Source organism: Streptomyces sp. NBC_00536 (assembly GCF_036346295.1).
Taxonomy (GTDB): Bacteria; Actinomycetota; Actinomycetes; order Streptomycetales; family Streptomycetaceae; genus Streptomyces.
This window is the reverse complement of the sequence record NZ_CP107819.1, coordinates 5,318,426-5,336,357: the sequence shown is the minus strand read 5'-3', so window position 1 is coordinate 5,336,357 and position 17,932 is coordinate 5,318,426. Positions and strand designations below refer to the sequence as shown.

General features: G+C 70.8%; 17 protein-coding genes. All 17 read right to left on the bottom strand.

Going from position 1 to position 17,932, the window contains the following annotated elements; genetic code table 11:
• Window positions 1–28 precede the first annotated feature (28 nt).
• The 17 genes from OHS33_RS23830 to OHS33_RS23750 all read right to left on the bottom strand — a co-directional run bounded on the left by OHS33_RS23830 (window position 29) and on the right by OHS33_RS23750 (window position 17,932).
• Window positions 29–646, bottom strand: coding sequence for a response regulator transcription factor (locus OHS33_RS23830; RefSeq protein WP_330332439.1), 618 nt, complete (start codon window positions 644–646; stop codon window positions 29–31).
• Entirely contained in the window at window positions 643–1,854 is a 1,212-nt protein-coding gene (locus tag OHS33_RS23825) for a sensor histidine kinase (RefSeq protein WP_330335173.1), read from the bottom strand. The genes OHS33_RS23830 and OHS33_RS23825 overlap by 4 nt, the downstream gene beginning before the upstream one ends.
• A gap of 2 nt (window positions 1,855–1,856) precedes the next feature.
• Window positions 1,857–2,597, bottom strand: coding sequence for an ABC transporter permease (locus OHS33_RS23820; RefSeq protein WP_330332438.1), 741 nt, complete (start codon window positions 2,595–2,597; stop codon window positions 1,857–1,859).
• Window positions 2,594–3,523: an ABC transporter ATP-binding protein gene (locus OHS33_RS23815; protein ID WP_330332437.1), complete on the bottom strand. Its 930-nt coding sequence runs from the start codon at window positions 3,521–3,523 to the stop codon at window positions 2,594–2,596. Before OHS33_RS23815 ends, OHS33_RS23820 begins: the two co-directional genes overlap by 4 nt.
• Before the next feature lie 175 nt (window positions 3,524–3,698).
• Entirely contained in the window at window positions 3,699–5,813 is a 2,115-nt protein-coding gene (locus tag OHS33_RS23810) for a peptidoglycan binding domain-containing protein (protein WP_443065343.1), read from the bottom strand.
• 205 nt (window positions 5,814–6,018) lie between these two features.
• Complete coding sequence (locus tag OHS33_RS23805; RefSeq protein WP_330332435.1) at window positions 6,019–6,411, bottom strand: DUF6113 family protein; 393 nt, start codon at window positions 6,409–6,411, stop codon at window positions 6,019–6,021.
• Complete coding sequence (gene mshB / locus OHS33_RS23800; RefSeq protein WP_330332434.1) at window positions 6,408–7,325, bottom strand: N-acetyl-1-D-myo-inositol-2-amino-2-deoxy-alpha-D-glucopyranoside deacetylase; 918 nt, start codon at window positions 7,323–7,325, stop codon at window positions 6,408–6,410. The genes OHS33_RS23805 and mshB overlap by 4 nt, the downstream gene beginning before the upstream one ends.
• A gap of 22 nt (window positions 7,326–7,347) precedes the next feature.
• Window positions 7,348–7,542: a hypothetical protein gene (locus OHS33_RS23795; protein WP_283459796.1), complete on the bottom strand. Its 195-nt coding sequence runs from the start codon at window positions 7,540–7,542 to the stop codon at window positions 7,348–7,350.
• Window positions 7,543–7,872: 330 nt separating this feature from the next.
• Window positions 7,873–8,940: an ABC transporter ATP-binding protein gene (locus tag OHS33_RS23790; RefSeq protein ID WP_330332433.1), complete on the bottom strand. Its 1,068-nt coding sequence runs from the start codon at window positions 8,938–8,940 to the stop codon at window positions 7,873–7,875.
• Window positions 8,933–9,907 (bottom strand): ABC transporter ATP-binding protein, encoded by a 975-nt coding sequence (locus OHS33_RS23785; protein WP_330332432.1) that lies wholly within the window; start codon window positions 9,905–9,907, stop codon window positions 8,933–8,935. Before OHS33_RS23785 ends, OHS33_RS23790 begins: the two co-directional genes overlap by 8 nt.
• A gap of 12 nt (window positions 9,908–9,919) precedes the next feature.
• Window positions 9,920–10,933, bottom strand: a complete 1,014-nt coding sequence (locus OHS33_RS23780; protein WP_330332431.1) for an ABC transporter permease — start codon at window positions 10,931–10,933, stop codon at window positions 9,920–9,922.
• A complete protein-coding gene (locus OHS33_RS23775) occupies window positions 10,926–11,849 on the bottom strand; it encodes an ABC transporter permease (RefSeq protein ID WP_330332430.1) in 924 nt (307 codons plus the stop codon). The genes OHS33_RS23780 and OHS33_RS23775 overlap by 8 nt, the downstream gene beginning before the upstream one ends.
• A gap of 88 nt (window positions 11,850–11,937) precedes the next feature.
• On the bottom strand, window positions 11,938–13,566 hold the full coding sequence (locus tag OHS33_RS23770; protein ID WP_330332429.1) for a peptide ABC transporter substrate-binding protein: 1,629 nt from the start codon (window positions 13,564–13,566) through the stop codon (window positions 11,938–11,940).
• A 151-nt stretch (window positions 13,567–13,717) separates the two neighbouring features.
• Entirely contained in the window at window positions 13,718–14,647 is a 930-nt protein-coding gene (locus OHS33_RS23765) for a GNAT family N-acetyltransferase (protein ID WP_330332428.1), read from the bottom strand.
• A 143-nt stretch (window positions 14,648–14,790) separates the two neighbouring features.
• The gene (locus tag OHS33_RS23760) at window positions 14,791–15,939 is read right to left on the bottom strand and encodes an ABC transporter ATP-binding protein (protein ID WP_330332427.1); all 1,149 of its coding nucleotides are present in this window, start codon (window positions 15,937–15,939) and stop codon (window positions 14,791–14,793) included.
• Entirely contained in the window at window positions 15,932–16,987 is a 1,056-nt protein-coding gene (locus OHS33_RS23755; protein ID WP_330332426.1) for an ABC transporter ATP-binding protein, read from the bottom strand. Before OHS33_RS23755 ends, OHS33_RS23760 begins: the two co-directional genes overlap by 8 nt.
• Before the next feature lie 15 nt (window positions 16,988–17,002).
• Window positions 17,003–17,932 carry an ABC transporter permease gene (locus tag OHS33_RS23750; protein ID WP_330332425.1) on the bottom strand — a complete coding sequence of 310 codons (930 nt, stop codon included), beginning with the start codon at window positions 17,930–17,932 and terminating at the stop codon, window positions 17,003–17,005.

Genomic DNA, 17,932 nt, shown 5'->3' with positions numbered 1-17,932 from the left:
CAGGCTGGGTCGGGCTGCGCCGAGGGGGCTAGAGCCAGCCCTTTTCTCGGGCTATGCGGGCCGCTTCCTGGCGGTTGCGGGCCGTCAGTTTCTGGATCGCGGTGGAGAGGTAGTTGCGGACCGTGCCCTGGGACAGGTGGAGGCGGGCCGCGAGTTCCGCATTGGTCGCACCGCCCTCCGCCGCGCGCAGCACCTCCCGCTCGCGGTCCGTCAGCGGGTTCGCCCCCTCCGCCAGGGCGGCCGCCGCGAGCGTGGGGTCGATGACCCGGTCCCCGGCGAGCACCTTGCGTACCGCATCGGCCAGTTGCGCGGCCGGGGCGTCCTTGACCAGGAACGCGGAGGCCCCCGCCTCCATCGCCCCGCGCAGGTAGCCGGGCCGGCCGAAGGTGGTCAGGATGACGATCTTCAGGCCCGGGACGCCGTCCCGCAGGAGGGCCGCCGCCTCGATGCCGGTCAGGCCCGGCATCTCGATGTCCAGCAGCGCCACGTTCACGTCGTGCGCCCTGGCCGCGGCCAGCACCTGGTCCCCGCGGGCGACTTGGGCGATGACCTCGATGTCCGGCTCCAGGCCGAGCAGTGCCGCGAGCGCCTCGCGCACCATCGACTGGTCTTCGGCGAGCAGGATCCGGATCGGGGCTGGGGTCATGACGGCGATCCTAGAGGGACCCGCGCGAACAGCCTGAACCCGCGGTTTCCGTTCGGGGACACGGGGCCCGCCGCGAGCGTGCCGCCCACTCCTTCCAGCCGTTCGGTCAGACCGGTCAGGCCGTTGCCGGGCGCGGCGGGCCCGCCGCTGCCGTTGTCGGTGACCGTCAGCTCCATGACGGGCCCGGCGAGCGTCTGGCGGACGGTCAGGGTGACGGTGCAGCGCGTGGCCCCGCTGTGCCGGACCACGTTGGTGACCGCTTCGCGCAGCGCGTAGGCCAGTGCGGATTCGATGTCCTCCGCCAGGTCCGACTCGGGTGCGGTGGACGGCAGGTCGGCGGACGGCAGGTCGGCGATCACGCCGGCGGCCGTCAGCGCGGTCCGGGCCCCGGCGAGTTCGCCGGGGAGGGTGGGCCGCCGGTAGCCGCTGACCGCCTCGCGGACGTCGGTCAGCGCCTGTCGGCTGACCTGCTCGATGTCGGCGATCTGCTGCGCGGCCCGGTCGGGGTGTTCCGGCAGCATCCGCCCGGCCAGTTCGCTCTTGAGCGTGATCAGGGAGAGCGAGTGCCCGAGCAGGTCGTGCAGGTCGCGGGCCATCCGCAGGCGTTCCTCGTTGGCCGCGAGCTGCGCCACCGTGGCCCGGGCCTGGCGCAGTTCGACGGTGGTGGCGATCATCTGCCGGATGCCGACCATCGCGAAGCCGCCGAGGAAGGCCGGGATGAGGAGCCCGACCAGGAAGTCGTTGCCGCGGGGCACGGCCAGCGAGGTGAGGCTGAGCAGCGCGGTCGCGGCGGGGACGGCCCAGCGCGAGAGGCGCCCGGGCAGGGCGGCTCCGGCGGAGACGGACACGTACACGAACAGGACCAGCCACTCCCGGCCCAGGCACAGGGAGAGGACCGCCGCCTCGGTGGACATGACGGCGAGCGAGATCAGCACGCCCCGCCGCGCGAACTGCCGGACCGTGCGGAAGACCAGGGTCAGGTACCAGCCGACGAAGGCGACCAGGCCCAGGGAGCCGAGGAGCACGGCGGGCCAGCTGTGGCCGCCGTGGATCAGGTCGTTCACCGGGGCGCTGAGGTAGAGGAGCCAGATGCCGATCCAGAGGGACTTCACGACCATCTGGCGCCGGTTCTCGGGGGGCAGCCCGATGCGGTCGAGACCGTCGCTCTCCAGCGGAGCGACGGCCGGGCCGGTCTTCACGCGTGCCATGTTCACGCCTTCAGTGTGTCCTTGCGGTAGAGCCAGGCGGCGCCGCCCGCGAAGAGTACGAAGTACACGGCGAGGATCGCGACGTCCTTGGCGTGCGGCGCGCCGCCCAGCTCGATGGCCTGGCCGAGTCCGGCGTAGGCGTGGGTGGGGAGCCACTGGGTGATGTTCTGGAGCCACTGCGGGTAGACCGAGGTGGGCATCCACAGGCCGCCGAGGATCGACAGGCCGAAGTAGATGATCATCACGACGGGGCGGGCGGTGTCACCGCTGACCAGGTAGCCGATGGCCACGCCGAGCGCGGCGAAGACGAGGCTGCCGGCCCAGATGGACCCGGTGAGCGCGGCCCACTGCCAGGCGTCGAACCGTACGCCCTTGAGGATCGCGGCGACCAGGAAGACGACGACGATCGCGGGGAGGGAGAGGATCGCGGCGCTGGCGATCTTGCCGAGGACGTAGCCGTGGCCGGGCAGGGCGGTGAGCCGCAGCTGGCGGACCCAGCCCTTCTCGCGCTCCTTGGCGATCTGTTCGCTCTGGCCGACGAGTACGGCGGTCAGGGCGCCGAAGGAGGCCATGGCGACCATGTAGAAGGCGGGCATCGTCAGTTCGGTGCCGTAGACCTTGGTGGTGCCGCTCTGCGTGCCGCCGATCATCAGGAAGAGCGCCGCGGGGTAGATCACGGTGAAGAAGAGGTACTTCTTGTTGCGCAGGGCGCGGGTGATTTCGAGCTTGACGAGCGTGTTCATGATGCGGCGGCCTCCTCGGCCTCGGTGAGGGCGATGAATGCCTGCTCCAGGCCCAGCCCGGCGACTTCGAGGTTGCGCGGGTAGAGGCCCAGGCCGTAGACGGCGTGCACGGTGGCATCGGCGTCGCGCGACTGGAGCTTGACGGTGGAGCCGTGGACGTCGAGCCGGGTCAGGAACGGCAGCTCGCGCAGCCGCGCCTCGTCGAAGGGCTCGGTGAGGTCGAAGGAGACCTTGCGGGCACCGGCCTTGGCCTTGATCTCGGCGGCGGAGCCGTCGGCGAGGATCCGGCCGCGGTGGAGGACGATGACGCGGTCGGCGATCGCGTCGGCCTCCTCCAGGTAGTGGGTGGCGAACAGGACCGTACGTCCCTGGTCGGCCTGTTCGCGCATGGTCGCCCAGAAGGACTGACGGGCGGTGACGTCCATGCCGGTGGTGGGCTCGTCGAGGACGATCAGGTCGTTGGCCCCGGCCGTGGCGAGGGCGAAGCGGACCCGCTGCTCCTGGCCGCCGGAGAGCTTGTTGACCTTGCGGTCGGCGATCGATGTGATGCCCGCGCGGGTCAGCACCTCCTCGACCGGGTAGGCCCGCGGGTGCAGTGCGCAGCCGAGGGTGACCAGCTCGCGGACGGTGACCTCCTCCATCAGGCCGCCGCTCTGGAGCATCGCGCCCACCCGGCCCGCCGCGATGGCCTGTCCGGGGGTGCCGCCGAAGACCGTGACCGACCCGGTGTCCGCCGGGCGCAGGCCCAGGAGGAGATCGAGGGTGGAGGATTTGCCGGCTCCGTTCGGGCCCAGCAGTGCGACGGTCTCGCCCGGGTGCAGCTCCAGCGAGAGACCGTCGACCGCGCGGACCGCGCCGTAGCTCTTGGTCACGTTCTCGAAGCTCACCACGGTGGTCCCGGTGGTCTTCGCAGTGGTCGTCGTCATGGATCGAGAATCCCAAGGACAGGGGTGCCGGCGGCAGTGTCCCGTGTCGTGGGTGCGGGCTGACAGATGTCATGCGTCTGGCATGACAGGGCAGGTCAGCGGGGGTCGGGCGCACGGCGGAGCCCCTGCCCGGATCTCCGGACAGGGGCTCAGGCCCGCGGCTGCGCCCGAGGCGTCAGCTGGGGTTGATGTCGATCGTGACGTTCCGCTCGGCCGGGGTCTTGCCGCGCAGCCCCTTGCGCAGGACGCCGACGATGTCCTGCGGGGTCACCGCGGTCTTGTCGCCGGTGCTGCGCGGGATGAGGACCCCGTCGAAGTTGGTCCCCGTCAGTTCCTTGATCGCTTCGAGGTCGTACTTCTCGACCAGCTTGCCCTCGACGACGGTCATGCTGAGGATCTTGGGCAGCGACCGGGCCGGGCCGTAGACGATGGACTTGCCGCCCGCGTTGACGGTCACGTTCCCGGACATCGCGGGTTCCGCGAACTCCTTCATCGCGCGGTTCAGCTCGGCCTGGTTGATGACCGGCGCCCGGCTGGCGGTCGGCAGTTCGACCGGGTCGGCCTTGCCTGCGGCGACCTGGGCGCGGTACGCCGCCACGACCTTGGTGACCGAGGCGTCCACGTCCAGGGAGGTGCCCGCCTTGCCGGGGACCGCCGTGACCTTGTTCGGCTCGAACTTGATCGTGCCCTCGGCGGAGGAGCCCGCGGTGCCCGCCAGTTCCTCCAGGGCGACCTGGAGCTTCTCCTCGTCGACCGGGATGACCGGCTCGGCCACCCGCTTCTGCCCGAGCAGCGAGCCGATGACGGTGACCGGGTTGTAGTCGCTGCCCGCGGCGTTGCGGACGGTGGTCTGGCTGTCGAGGGTCAGGCCGGCCTTCTCGGGCTTCAGCTCGACCTGCTTGCCGCCCACGGTGAGCTTGACCGGGGCGCCGGCGCGCGGCCCGAAGGTGTTCTGGAGCTTGGCCACGGCGTCGTCGCGGGTGCCACTGATGTCCACGCCGAAGACGGTGGTGCCCTTGGGCACGTCGGAGTGGTTGAGCAGCAGTCCGGCGCCGTAGGCGACGGCGACCAGGGTGAAGAGGGCGCCGCCGAGCAGGACCACCTTGGAGCGGCCCTTCTTGGCCTTCTTGGCGGGCGCGGCGGATCCGCTGGACGCGGCCGATTTGGCCGGGGCCTTCGGCTGCTTGCCCTTCTTGCCCTTCTTGGCCTTCCCGTCCTCGGGGTCGGCGTGGACGGGCGGCGGGCTGAAACCGCTCCCGGGCTGGGGACCGGGCGGCGGGAAGGCGCTGGTGGCCGCGGGGCCGGTGCCGTTCAGCTCGGGGCCGGGCCAGCGCGGGGCGGCGAAGTTGGCGGTGTCGTCGTCGAGCCGCGGGGGGCCGCCGACGGGCACGGAGCCGTGGGCGGGGCCGGTGGTCGGCCCGGCCGGGGGCATCGGGGTGCCCGTGGCGGGACCCGCGCCGTAGCCGGGCGCCGGGGCGGGGGCGCCGCCGGGCGCGCCGCCCGGGTAGCCGTAGCCGCCGCCGTGGGACTGCGGGCCGGAGGGCGGGGCGGGCGGGCCCGACGGGCGCTGTGCGGCGAATCCGGCGCCGTTGGAGTGCCCGGACGGGCCGCCCGGCTGCCCGTGGGACTGGCCGTGGGACTGGCCGTTGGACTGGGGGCCGGGCGGGGCGGGCGGGAAGCCCGCGCCGGGGCCGCTCGTACGGGCGACCGGGCCGGGCCGCGCGGGCAGCCCGGGACGGCCCTGGCCGGGCCCCTGACCCGGGCCGGGGCCCTGGGCGGCGGCGGGGCCCTGGCCGGGCTCCGGGGCGTCGCCCGGACCGGCCTTGCGCGGGGCGAACCAGTTGCTCGCCGGTTCGGCGCCCCCCTCGGGCGCGCCGGGGACCGGCGGCGGTCCCTGCGGCGACGGCGCGGGCGCCGAGGCCGCGCGCCCGAACGGCGCGCCGGACCCGCCGGACGCACCGGTGGGCCGCTGCGGCGCCGCCGGGGCGTCCTTGGCCTCCGGCTCGGCGGCGGTGGCGCCGACCGGCTTGCGGACGACCACGGGCGGGATCGGCCGCGAACCCGGAATGTTGATCCGGATCCGCGTCGTCAGCGTCGTTTCGGTCTTGGGTCCATCGGAGTCCGCGGCGGGCGTGGACGACTTCGAGGTCACAGGCTTCTCCTCCGGGGCGTTACCCGCGGCGTCCGTAGACGGATACTGGCCGGTTCCGTACGGCGGCGTACCCGACGGGTAGGCGGCTCCACCGCGGCCCTGGGGCCCGGAGGACGAACTGTCAGTTTCACGACTCAAGGCAGGATCTCCCGGTTGGCTCCGCCGCCCGCGTGCCGTGCGCGGGCAGCTCGGCGGCCCGTCCACCATACTGGCCGACGCCGGGGCGCAACTGACCACCGTGGGCAACGCCATTCCTCCGGGGACCGGCGCATGGGGCAAAGGGGGCGTGCCGGGCGGTTTCACAACCCCGGGCGCGGGTCCCCCCGTAGCACCCAACGGCACGTCACCTGCCGGGCCTCACGGCCGAAACCGGCTGCTCGGCCGGAGCGCGGAGGGTGGCGCAGATCACAGCGAGCACGATGCCCCCGAGCAGGTAGGCATACATCCCGATTCCGGTCGAACTGAGCAGGAAGTCCCCTTCGGCGCGCGGGACGCCGAGCAGGACGTACGCGAGGAACCACCCGATGACGGGCACGCCCACGCCGAGTCCGCTGCCGATGACCAGACGGCCCGCCAGGAAGAGCCCCAGCAGGGCCAGCAGGGCGAGCAGCAGGCCGCCGGGGAACCAGAGGTCGACCACGAGCCAGCCCGCCACACCGGTCACCGCGCCGAGCACCAGCAGTCCCGCGAGGGCGGCGGTCCGGGCGGGGACCGAGGAAACCCGGGGCGCGCTCACGCGTCCGCTCCCGCCGCGTCGGCGACGCCCGCGAAGAGGTCGCGTTCGCGCTCTCCGGCCGGGGCGCCGGAGCGGCCGGTCACCAACTCGTAGTACTCCCGCGTGAACAGCGGCTGCGCCAGGTCGTTGGAGAGCGCGAAGAAGGAGCCGTCGATGGCGATCTGGGTGGCGTGGGCGCGCATCGCGGCCGCCTTGGCCGCCGCGTACGGCTCCCCGTCCCCGGCGCCGATCTCGGCGGTGACGCGCTCGTCGGCGACCACGCCCGGTACGTCGCCGGGTGCGGCCAGGCCGGGGAAGGCGGGCGTTCCCGCGGCGCGCAGCCGCGCGAAGCCCTCCTCGACGACCGAGCGCGGGACCCGGTTCCAGTAGACCTTCCCGATCGCGTGGGGCGCGCCGAGGTGCTCCCCGTACGCCGGGTCCGCGGCCAGTTCGGCGGCGCGGGTGGCGACCCGGTGGGCCTGGATGTGGTCGGGGTGGCCGTAGCCGCCGTCCGGGTCGTAGGTGACGAGCACCTGGGGGCGGACGCGGCGGATCACCTCGACCAGGTACCCGGCGGCCTCGTCGAGGTCGGCGGACCAGAAGGAGCCGGGGCGGTCGTTCTGCTCGGCGCCCATCATCCCGGAGTCCCGGAACCGGCCGGGGCCGCCCAGGAATCCGTGGTCGGTGACGCCCAGCTCGCGCATGGCGGCGTCCAGCTCACCGGTCCGGTGCGCCCCGAGCGCGTCGTCGCGGTCGGCCGCCAGATGGGCGAGGCCGGGCGGGATGACCTCGCCCTCCTCGCCCAGCGTGCAGGTCACCAGCGCGACGTGGGCGCCCTCGGCCGCGTACTTGGCCATGGTGACGCCGTTGTTGATCGACTCGTCGTCCGGGTGCGCGTGCACGAGGAGGAGACGACGGGCGGGAAGACCGTTCATGGGGCCACCCTACGAGGCGCCCCTACAACTTGAGGCCACCGATCATGCCCGCGACGTTCGTGGTGAGCTGGCTGAGGGTGGGTGCGATCGAGGAACTGGACAGGTAGAAGCCCAGCAGCACGCAGACGACGGCGTGCCCCGCCTTCAGACCGGACTTCCTGACCAGCAGGAAGACGACGATCCCCAGTAGCACCACGGCCGAGATCGAGAGTGCCACGGCGGTTCACCTCCACGTCGAGCGGACATCGAATCGATTCGTAGTGCTCGGCGGAGACATACCCACCGTGCGCTACGGATCATAACTATCCGTACCAGCGCATCGATCGAGAACCGGCAGCACGAGGGGCGCACGCCGCGCATACGGAGGAGCACGGGCCCCGACATGACCGTCCGGCGGGGCTCCTGCCCCGCCGGACGACTGACGGCACCCGCACGGACCGTACGGCGATCAGATTCCCCCGCCCGGATCTCGTCGCCGAGACGGTCAAGTTGCCTCCATGTTAAGCCGGTTGCCCGCCCGGCGCGATCTTCTTCGGCGGGTCGCGCGCTACGTTTCGGGCGGTGGCGCAGGCTCCGCTTCCGGGTGCGCCGCGGGCCGGGTCAGCGGCTTCTCCGCCGCGAAGTGACAGGCCGACGGGTGGGCGGCCGGGCCGCCCGCGGTGCGGAACTCCAGCGGGACCGCGAGCAGCGGCACTTCCTGCGCGCACCGGTTCTCGGCCTTCCAGCAGCGGGTGCGGAAGGGGCAGCCCGAGGGCGGGTTGGCCGGCGAGGGCACGTCGCCGGAGAGGATGATCCGCTCGCGGTGCTTGCGGGCCTCCGGGTCCGGGACGGGGACGGCGGAGAGCAGCGCCTGGGTGTAGGGGTGCGTGGGGTGGTCGTAGATCTGGCTGTCGGTGCCGATCTCGACCACCCGGCCCAGGTACATCACGCCGACCCGGTCGGAGATGTGGCGAACGATGGAGAGGTCGTGCGCGATGAAGACGTAACTCAGGTCGAACTCGTCCTGCAGCCGCTCCAGCAGGTTGACCACCTGCGCCTGCACCGAGACGTCCAGCGCGGACACCGGCTCGTCCGCGACGATGATCTCCGGCCGCAGGGCCAGGCCGCGGGCGATGCCGATGCGCTGGCGCTGGCCGCCGGAGAACTGGTGCGGGTAGCGGTTGATGTACTCGGGGTTCAGGCCGACCACGTCCAGGAGTTCCTGGACCTTGCGGCGCCGGTCGCCCTTGGGGGCCACCTCGGGGTGGATCTCGTACGGCTCGCCGATGATGTCGCCCACCGTCATGCGCGGGTTCAGCGAGGTGTAGGGGTCCTGGAAGACCATCTGGATGTTGCGGCGGACGGCTTTGAGGGCCTTGCCCGACAACTTCGTGAGGTCTTGGCCCTTGTACGTGATCGCGCCGGCCGTCGGCCGTTCCAGGTTGACCAGCATCCTGGCGACCGTGGACTTGCCGCAGCCGGACTCGCCGACGATGCCGAGGGTCTCGCCCTGGTGCAGGGAGAAGGACACCCCGTCGACCGCCTTGACGGCGCCGACCTGCTTCTTGAAGAGGATGCCCCGGGTCAGCGGGTAGTGCTTGACCAGGTCGGTGACTTCGAGGATCGCTTCAGGCACCGAGGCACTCCTTCCAGAAGTAGCACGCGCTCGTGCGGTCCTCGGCCACCTGGGCCAGCGGCGGTACCTCGCCGCGGCAGACGGCCTGGGCCATCGGGCAGCGCGGGTTGAAGGCGCAGCCGGGCGGGATGGCCAGCAGGTTGGGCGGCAGGCCCTTGATGGCGTACAGCTCCTGGCCCTTCTGGTCCAGGCGCGGGATGGAGTCGAGCAGGCCGCGGGTATAGGGATGCGCGGGGTTCTTGTAGATCTCGTGGACGGGGGCGGCCTCGACGATCCGGCCCGCGTACATCACGGCGATCTTGTCGGCGACGTCGGCGACCACGCCCAGGTCGTGGGTGATCAGGATCAGGCCCATGTTCAGCTCGCGCTGGAGCTCCGCGAGCAGGTCCATCACCTGGGCCTGGACGGTGACGTCGAGGGCGGTGGTCGGCTCGTCCGCGATGATCAGCGAGGGTTCCAGGGCCATCGCCATCGCGATCATGATGCGCTGGCGCATGCCGCCGGAGAACTGGTGCGGGTAGTCCCCCACCCGCTCCTTCGCGGCCGGGATCTTCACCCGGTCCATGAGTTCGACGGCCTTGGCGCGGGCGTCCTTGCGGGACATCCCGCGGTGCACCTCGTACATCTCGCCGAGCTGGGCGCCGACGCTGAGCACCGGGTTCAGCGAGGACAGCGCGTCCTGGAAGATCATCGCCATGTCGGCGCCGCGGATCTTGCGGCGGGCGTCCTCCTTCATCTTCAGCAGGTCCTGGCCCTTGAAGAGGATCTCGCCGCCCGCGATCCGGCCCGGGGGCATGTCCAGGATGCCCATGATCGCCTGCGCGGTGACGGACTTGCCGGAGCCGGACTCGCCGAGCACGGCCAGGGTCTCGCCCTCCGCCACCGAGTAGGTGACGCCGTTGACCGCCTTGGCGACCCCGTCGCGGGTACGGAACTCCACATGGAGGTCGCGGACTTCGAGCAGCATGGTGCCCACTCCTCAGCGCAGCTTGGGGTCGAGGGCGTCGCGCACCGCGTCGCCGAGCATGATGAAGGCGAGCACGGTCAGGCTGAGCGCGCCCGCCGGGTAGAGCAGCATGTGCGGGGCGTTGCGGATCTGGGAGGCGGCGTTGGAGATGTCGATGCCCCAGGAGACCGTGGGCGGGCGCAGGCCCACGCCCAGGAAGGACAGGGTGGCTTCCAGGGCGATGTAGGTGCCGAGCGCGATGGTGGCGACGACGATGACCGGGGCGATCGCGTTGGGCGCGACGTGCCGCAGCATCATCCGGCTGTTGCTCGCGCCGAGCGCGCGGGCGGCCTGGACGTAGTCGTTCTGTTTGGCGGTGATGACCGAGCCGCGGGCGATGCGGGCGAGCTGCGGCCAGCCGAGGAGCACGATGAAGCCGACCACCGGCCAGACCGTGGTGCTGGTGACCACCGAGAGGAAGACCAGGCCGCCGAGGACGACCGGGATGCCGAAGAAGATGTCGGCGACCCGGGAGAGCAGCGCGTCGCCCCAGCCGCCGAAGAACCCGGCGAGGCCGCCGAGGAGCGAGCCGAGGAGGGCGGCGCCGATGGTGGCGCAGACGCCGACGGTGATGGAGGCGCGCGCCCCGTACACGGTGCGCGTGTAGACGTCGCAGCCCTGGGTGTCGTAGCCGAAGGGGTGCCCGGAGGCGGGGCCCTGCTGGGACTTGGACAGGTCGCAGCGCAGCGGGTCGCCGCTCGCGATCAGCTGCGGCCAGATCGCGATGACGACGAGGAAGGCGATCAGGAGGGCGGAGACGATGAAGACGGGATTGCGGCGCAGCTGCTGCCAGGCGTCGGACCACAGCGAACGCGCCTTCTCCTGGGGGCCCCTGGCGCCCGGTGCGGGCCCCAGCGGCTTCTCCAGGCTCTCGGCTTCCTCCAGGGCGAGATCCATCGCCCCGCCCTGGCCGGTGGGGGCGATGGCCTCCCCCGATCCGGGGCGCAGCGGATCGTAGCGCTCGGGCTCGCGCTCGGGCTCAGGCATAACGGATCCTCGGGTCCAGGACCGCGTAGAGCAGGTCGACGAGCAGGTTCGCCAGCAGGAAGACGATGACGAGGATGGTCACGAAGCCCACCACCGTCGGGGAGTTGTTGCGCAGGATGCCCTGGTAGAGCTGGTAGCCGACGCCGTGGATGTTGAAGATGCGCTCGGTGACGATCGCGCCGCCCATCAGGGCGCCGATGTCGGTGCCGATGAAGGTGACGACCGGGATGAGCGAATTGCGCAGCAGGTGGCGGGTGATGACCCGGCGGCGCGGCAGGCCCTTGGCGACCGCGGTGCGGACGTAGTCGGCCTTGACGTTCTCGGCGATGGAGGTGCGCGAGAGCCGGGTGACGTAGGCGAGGGAGACCAGGGCGAGCACGATGCCGGGCAGGATCAGCTCGTTGAAGGGGGCGTCCGGGGAGACGGTGGGCCGGACCCAGCCCCACTTCACGCCGAGGAGGAACTGGAGCAGGTACCCGGTCACGAAGGTCGGCACCGAGATGACGACCAGGGTGAGCACCAGCAGGGTGTGGTCGATGGCCTTGCCGCGGCGCAGGCCGCTGACCACGCCGAGGGTGATGCCGACGACGACCTCGATGACGATCGCGACGATGGTCAGGCGCAGGGTGACCGGGAAGGCCGTGGACATCAGGGAGGTGACCTTCTGTCCGTTGAAGGCGGTGCCGAAGTCGCCCTGGAAGATCTGGCCCATGTAGTGGAGGTACTGCTTCCACAGGGGCTGGTCGAGGAAGAGGTCCTTGCGGATGCGGGCGGCGGTGGCCGGGTCGGGGGCCTTGTCGCCGAAGAGCGCCGCGACGGGGTCACCGAGCGCGTAGACCATGAAGAAGATCAGGAACGTACTGCCGATGAACACCGGGATCATCTGGAGCAGCCGCCGGATCACGTACCGTCCCATGGAGGCCTCCAGGGTGTCGGCGGGACTGCCGCCACCGGATCACTGATGGTGACGGTGGTGGCGGCAGGCCCGGGCTCTGGTGGGGACGTCAGCTGACCTTGATCTGGTCGTAGACGGGGACGCTGAACTGGTTGAGCGCGACGTTCGAGACGCGCTCCGAGAAGCCCGCGCTGCCGTTCTGGTACCAGAGCGGGATGGACGGCATCTGCTCGGCGAGGATCTTCTCAGCGTCCTGGAACTTGGCCGTGGCCTTCGCCGTGTCGCTCTCCTGGTTCGCCTCGTCGACGAGCTTGTCGAAGTCCTTGTTGTTGAACTTCCCGTAGTTGGAGGAGGCGTCCGTGTAGTACAGCGGCTCCAGGAAGTTCTGGATCAGCGGGTAGTCCGCCTGCCAGCCGGAGCGGAAGGGGCCGGTCAGCTTGAAGGCGCTCTGCTGGTTCCTGAAGTCCGCGAAGGTGCCGACCGGGTTGACCGTGCAGACCGCGCCCTTGCCCAGCGCGTTGTTGATGCTGTTGCAGACGGCGTCCATCCACTCGCGGTGCGAGCCGGTGTCCACGTTCGAGGTGAGCGTGACCTTCCCGCCGGGCAGCCCGCCGCCCTCCTCGATCAGCTTCTTCGCCTGCGCCGGGTCGAACTTGCAGGCGTCGCCGCACGCGGTGGCGGAGTAGCCGCCCTTGTCGCCGAGGGCCGCGGAGGTCCAGTCCTTGGCGGGGGTGCGGGTGCCCTGGAAGATCTGCTTGGTGATCTCGTCGCGGTTGATCGCCATCGAGACGCCGCGGCGGACCTTCTCCATGCCGGGCTTGCCCCAGGCGGGGTCGTAGAGCGGGAAGGTCAGCGTCTGGATGATCAGGGCGGGCTGGTTGATGTACCGGTCGCCCAGGTCCTTCTTGACGTTCTTCAGCTGCTGCGCCGGGACGTCGTCGACGAGGTCGAGGTTGCCGGAGATCAGGTCCGTGTAGGCGGTGTTGTTGTCGGTGTAGACCTTGAGGTCCACGCCGCCGTTCTGCGCCTTGTCCGCGCCCGTGTAGCCGTCCCACTTGCGCATCTTGATCGCCGTGCCCTTGGTGTACGAGTCCACCGTGTACGGGCCGTTGCCGACCGGCTTGCTCAGCCAGCCGGCGTGGTCGGTGAAGAAGCCCTTGGGCAGCGGGGAGAACGCCTGGTAGCCGAGGGTGTCGGGCCAGGTGGAGAACTTCTCCTTGAGGGCGACCGTGAAGGTCTTGGCATCCTTGACCACCAGGCCGGACATCGTCTTGGCCTTGGGTTCGCCGGTCTCCGGGTGGACGTCGGCGTAGCCGACGATGTCCTTGAAGAAGGGCGAGTTGTTCTGCTTGCTGCGCACGTCCGCCCCGTAGTTCCAGGCGTCCACGAAGGACTGGGCGGTGACCGGCTCGTCGTTGCTGAACTTCCAGCCGTCCTTCAGCGTGATCGTGAAGTTCTGGCTGTCGGTCGTCTCGATCTTGTCGGCGACCATGTTCTTGGCCTCGCCGGTCTTCGGGTCGTAGCGCTTGAGCCCGCGGAAGAGCATGTCGAGGACCTTGCCGCCCTGGACCTCATTGGTGTTGGCGGGCTCCAGCGGGTTCTGCGGGTCGCCCCAGGAGGAGCTGATGATGCCGGCGCCACCGCCCCCGCCGCTGTCGCTTCCGCCGCCGCAGGCCGTCGCCGTGAGGGCGACGGCGACCGCACAAGCGGCCCACTTGGCGTGGGTGGCTCCGCGCATGGAGTGCCTCCTTGGGCTCCCGAGACTCACCGAGACTCACTGGAGACCCAATGTCACCCCATGGGGGTGTCCCCGCACTCCAAGCGCGCCCGATTGGGCACGCCCGGGGGACGCCTGTCACCCCTGCGAGTGGACGGAGGGTTAGGGGGTGTCAGCGAAGAGGCAGCTCCCAGGTGTCCACGGCGAAGTGCACGCCCATGCCGTGGCGCTCGTACAGGCCCAGCGCCCCGCTCTCGTTGGCGGTGTCGACGCCGAGGCCGACCGTGTCGCGCCCGCGCGCCGCGTAGACGGCGGTGCCGTGGCGCAGCAGGTGGCCGCCGATCCCCCGGCCGCGCTGGTCCGCGCGTACGCCGATGTGGCTGAGCCAGCCCATGGACGTACGGTCGTCGCGGGTCAGCAGGATGCCTACGTCGCCCAGCGCGGGCAGGCTCGCGATCCACACCAGGGACCAGTCCAGGTCGCGGGCGTCGAGGTGGTCCAGCCAGGCTTCGTACGGGCGTTCCACGTGCCCGAAGTGCGCGGCGAAGGTGTCCTCGACCAGGGCGTGGGCCCGGCGGGGGTCGGCCGGGTCGGCGGCGCAGTCGCGCAGGACCAGCCCGCTCAGCCCGGCGGGCACCGCCGGGACGGGCCAGGGGGCCGCGGTGAGGTCCAGGGTCATCACCTGGTAGCGGCGCACGGGGTGCCAGCCGTATCCGGTGATCAGGTCGAGGTCCAGGGTGGGCCGGACGTTGAGCTGGAGCCGCAGCCGGGCCCCCGGCGCTCCGGCGGCCATCTGCCGGGCCCGGGCCTCCATCAGCTCCAGCAGCCGCGCCCCGGCGTCCTGCCGGTCGGGCAGGACGTAGTGGTCGGAGTCGACCCGGCCCGGTCCGGAGTCCGTCCACACGAGGGCGTAGGCGACGAGCCGCCCGCCGTCGAAGGCGAGCCAGGAATCGGTGGCGAGGTCCACGTCGGGGTGGTGGAGATCGGCTTCGACCGTGCGCAGATCGGTCTCCGGCCTGCCGATCTCGATCCGGTCGATGGTGTTCAGCAGTGCGCAGATGTCACCGGCGTCTCCGGGCCCTGCGGGGCGTACGGTCAGCATCGCTCCACTGTCGGGGGGACGGCGGGGGCGGCGCAACGAGGTTTTCCCCTATCAGGGGACCGGGCGGCGGGCCCGGCCGCCCGGGAACGCGGAAGCGCCCGGTACCGGAGGTGATCCGGTACCGGGCGCTCAGCACGCCGGGGTCAGACGGCCAGAACGGCCTTCTCCTCGGCGAAGTGGCACGCGGACTCGTGCGCGGCCGGGGTGTCCTGGCCCTTGAAGCGCTCCGGGATCGCGAGGAGCGGCTCCTCGGTGGAGCACTTGTCCTCGGCCTTCCAGCAGCGGGTGCGGAAGCGGCAGCCCGACGGCGGGTTGGCCGGGGAGGGGATCTCGCCCGACAGGATGATCCGGTCGCGGCCCTCGCGGGCACCCGGGTCCGGCACCGGCACGGCGGAGAGCAGTGCCTGGGTGTAGGGGTGCGTCGGGTGGTCGTAGATCTGCTGGTCGCTGCCGATCTCCGCCATCTTGCCGAGGTACATCACGCCGACGCGGTCGGAGATGTGCCGGACGATGGAGAGGTCGTGCGCGATGAAGATGTAGGAGAGGTTGAACTCGTCCTGCAGCTTCGCCATCAGGTTGATGACCTGCGCCTGCACCGACACGTCGAGCGCCGAGACGGGCTCGTCGCAGATGATGATCTCCGGGTTGAGCGCGAGGCCGCGGGCGATGCCGATGCGCTGGCGCTGGCCGCCGGAGAACTGGTGCGGGTAGCGGTTGATGTACTCCGGGTTCAGGCCCACGACGTCCAGGAGTTCCTGGACCTTGCGGCGCCGGTCGCCCTTGGGAGCCACCTCGGGGTGGATCTCGAACGGCTCACCGATGATGTCGCCGACCGTCATGCGCGGGTTCAGCGAGGTGTACGGGTCCTGGAACACCATCTGGATGTTGCGGCGGACGACCTTGAGGGCCTTCCCCGACAGCTTGGTGATGTCCGTGCCCTTGTAGAACACCTCGCCGGACGTCGCGGTCTCCAGCAGCATCAGCAGCTTGGCGACCGTGGACTTGCCACAGCCGGACTCGCCGACGATGCCGAGGGTCTCGCCCTGGTGGAGGTCGAAGGAGACCCCGTCCACCGCGCGGACCGCGCCGATCTGCTTCTTGAAGAGGATGCCCTGGGTCAGCGGGAAGTGCTTGACCAGGTTGCGCACCTGCAGGATCGGCTCGCCGCGGTCCACGGGAGCCGCGATGGCTTCCAGGGCCGCCGTCTCGGACGCCACGTCGACGACCTCGACCTCGGCCAGGCTCGGGGTGGCGTCATCCACGGCGTCGTCCTTCTTGTCCAGCTCAGCCATGGATCTGCTCCTCCCAGAAGTGGCAGGCGCTGCCGCGGCCGACCAGTTCGATGCCGTCGCGCTCGGTCACCGGCAGCAGGGCCGGGACGTCGGTGCGGCAGATGTCCTGCGCCTTCGGGCAGCGCGGGTTGAAGGCGCAGCCCGTCGGGATCTTGAGCAGGTTGGGCGGCAGCCCCTTGATCGCGTAGAGCTCTTCGCCCTTTTGGTCCAGGCGCGGGATCGAGTCCAGCAGACCACGCGTGTACGGGTGCGCGGGGCGCGCGTACAGCTCGTGGACCGGAGCCTGCTCGACGATGCGGCCCGCGTACATCACGGCGATCTTGTCCGCGACGTCGGCGACCACGCCGAGGTCGTGGGTGATCAGGATCAGACCCATGTTGTACTCGCGCTGCAGGTCGGCCAGCAGGTCCATGACCTGGGCCTGGACCGTCACGTCGAGCGCCGTGGTGGGCTCGTCCGCGATGATCAGGTCGGGCTCCAGGGCGAGCGCCATCGCGATCATGATGCGCTGGCGCATGCCGCCGGAGAACTGGTGCGGGTAGTCGTTGACCCGGCTGCGGGCAGCCGGGATCTTCACCCGCTCCATCAGCTCGATGGCCTTCGCCTTGGCGTCCTTCTTCGACATGCCCTGGTGGACGCGGAACATCTCGCCCAGCTGGTTGCCGACGGAGTACACCGGGTTCAGCGCGGAGAGCGCGTCCTGGAAGATCATCGCCATCTTCGGGCCGCGCAGCTTGCGCCGCTCGCTCTCCGGGAGGGTCAGGATGTCCTGGCCCTTGAAGAGGATCTCGCCCTGGGAGACGCGCCCGGGGGGCGAGTCGAGGATGCCCATGATGGCCTGTGCGGTCACGGACTTGCCGGAACCGGACTCGCCGAGCACGGCCAGCGTCTCGCCTGCGGAGACGCTGTAGTTGACGCCGTTGACGGCCTTGACCACGCCTTCGCGGGTCTTGAACTCGACGTGCAGGTCACGCACTTCGAGGACGGGCGCATCGGCGTCGGATGCCCTCTGGTGGGGCACTTCTGCGGTGACGCTTGAAGTAGTCATTGTGGTGCCGCCCTTCTAGCGCAGCTTCGGGTCGAGGGCGTCGCGGAGCCCGTCACCGACGAAAACGAAGCCAAGAACCGTCAGCACGATCGCGATGCTGGGGTAGGTCCACAGGTAGTCCTTGACACCCATGAAGTCCTTGGCACCGGCGAGCATGTTGCCCCACTCGGGAACCTCGGGGCTCACGCCGACGCCCAGGAAGGACAGCGACGCCTCGGCCACGATGGCTCCGCCGACACTGAAGGCGGCGTAGGCCATCACACCGGCGATGGAGTTGGGGAGGATGTGCCGGATGATGATCCGTCGGGTGTCCGCGCCGAGGGCGCGCGCGGCCAGCACGTAGTCGGCCTCGCGGACCGACAGGATCGAGCTGCGCAGCAGACGGGCGACCGTCGGCCAGGAGAAGATGGCCAGCGAGATGATCACCGGGGTGACACCACGGCCCATCCCGATGATGATCACGATGGCGCCGATCAGCAGCGGGAAGGCGAAGAAGACGTCGGCTATGCGCATCAGCACCGAGTCGGTGGCGCGGCCGAAGTAGCCGGCGATGGCGCCGATGACGACGCCGATGGCGCAGGCCAGGAAGATCGACGCGAGACCGACGATGACCGCGATGCGGCTGCCGTAGATGATGCGCGAGAGCTGGTCGCGGCCGAGCGAGTCCGTACCGAGCAGGTTGTCGCCACCCGGGGCCTGCAGGGTGTTGGTCAGGTCCTGCGCGTACGGGTCGTGCGGCGCGATCAGCGGCGCGAAGATCGCGACGAGGAACAGGCCGAGGACCAGGGCGAGGCCGACGACGGCCAGCTTGTTGGCGAGGAAGCGGTGGCGGATCTCGCCCCACTGGGTGACACGGGCGATCGCGGGTTCGGCCTCGACGGCCTTCGCGGTCCCTGCCGCAGCGGTCGCGTCCCCCACCGATGTGCTCTTGGTGAGCTCGGTCAT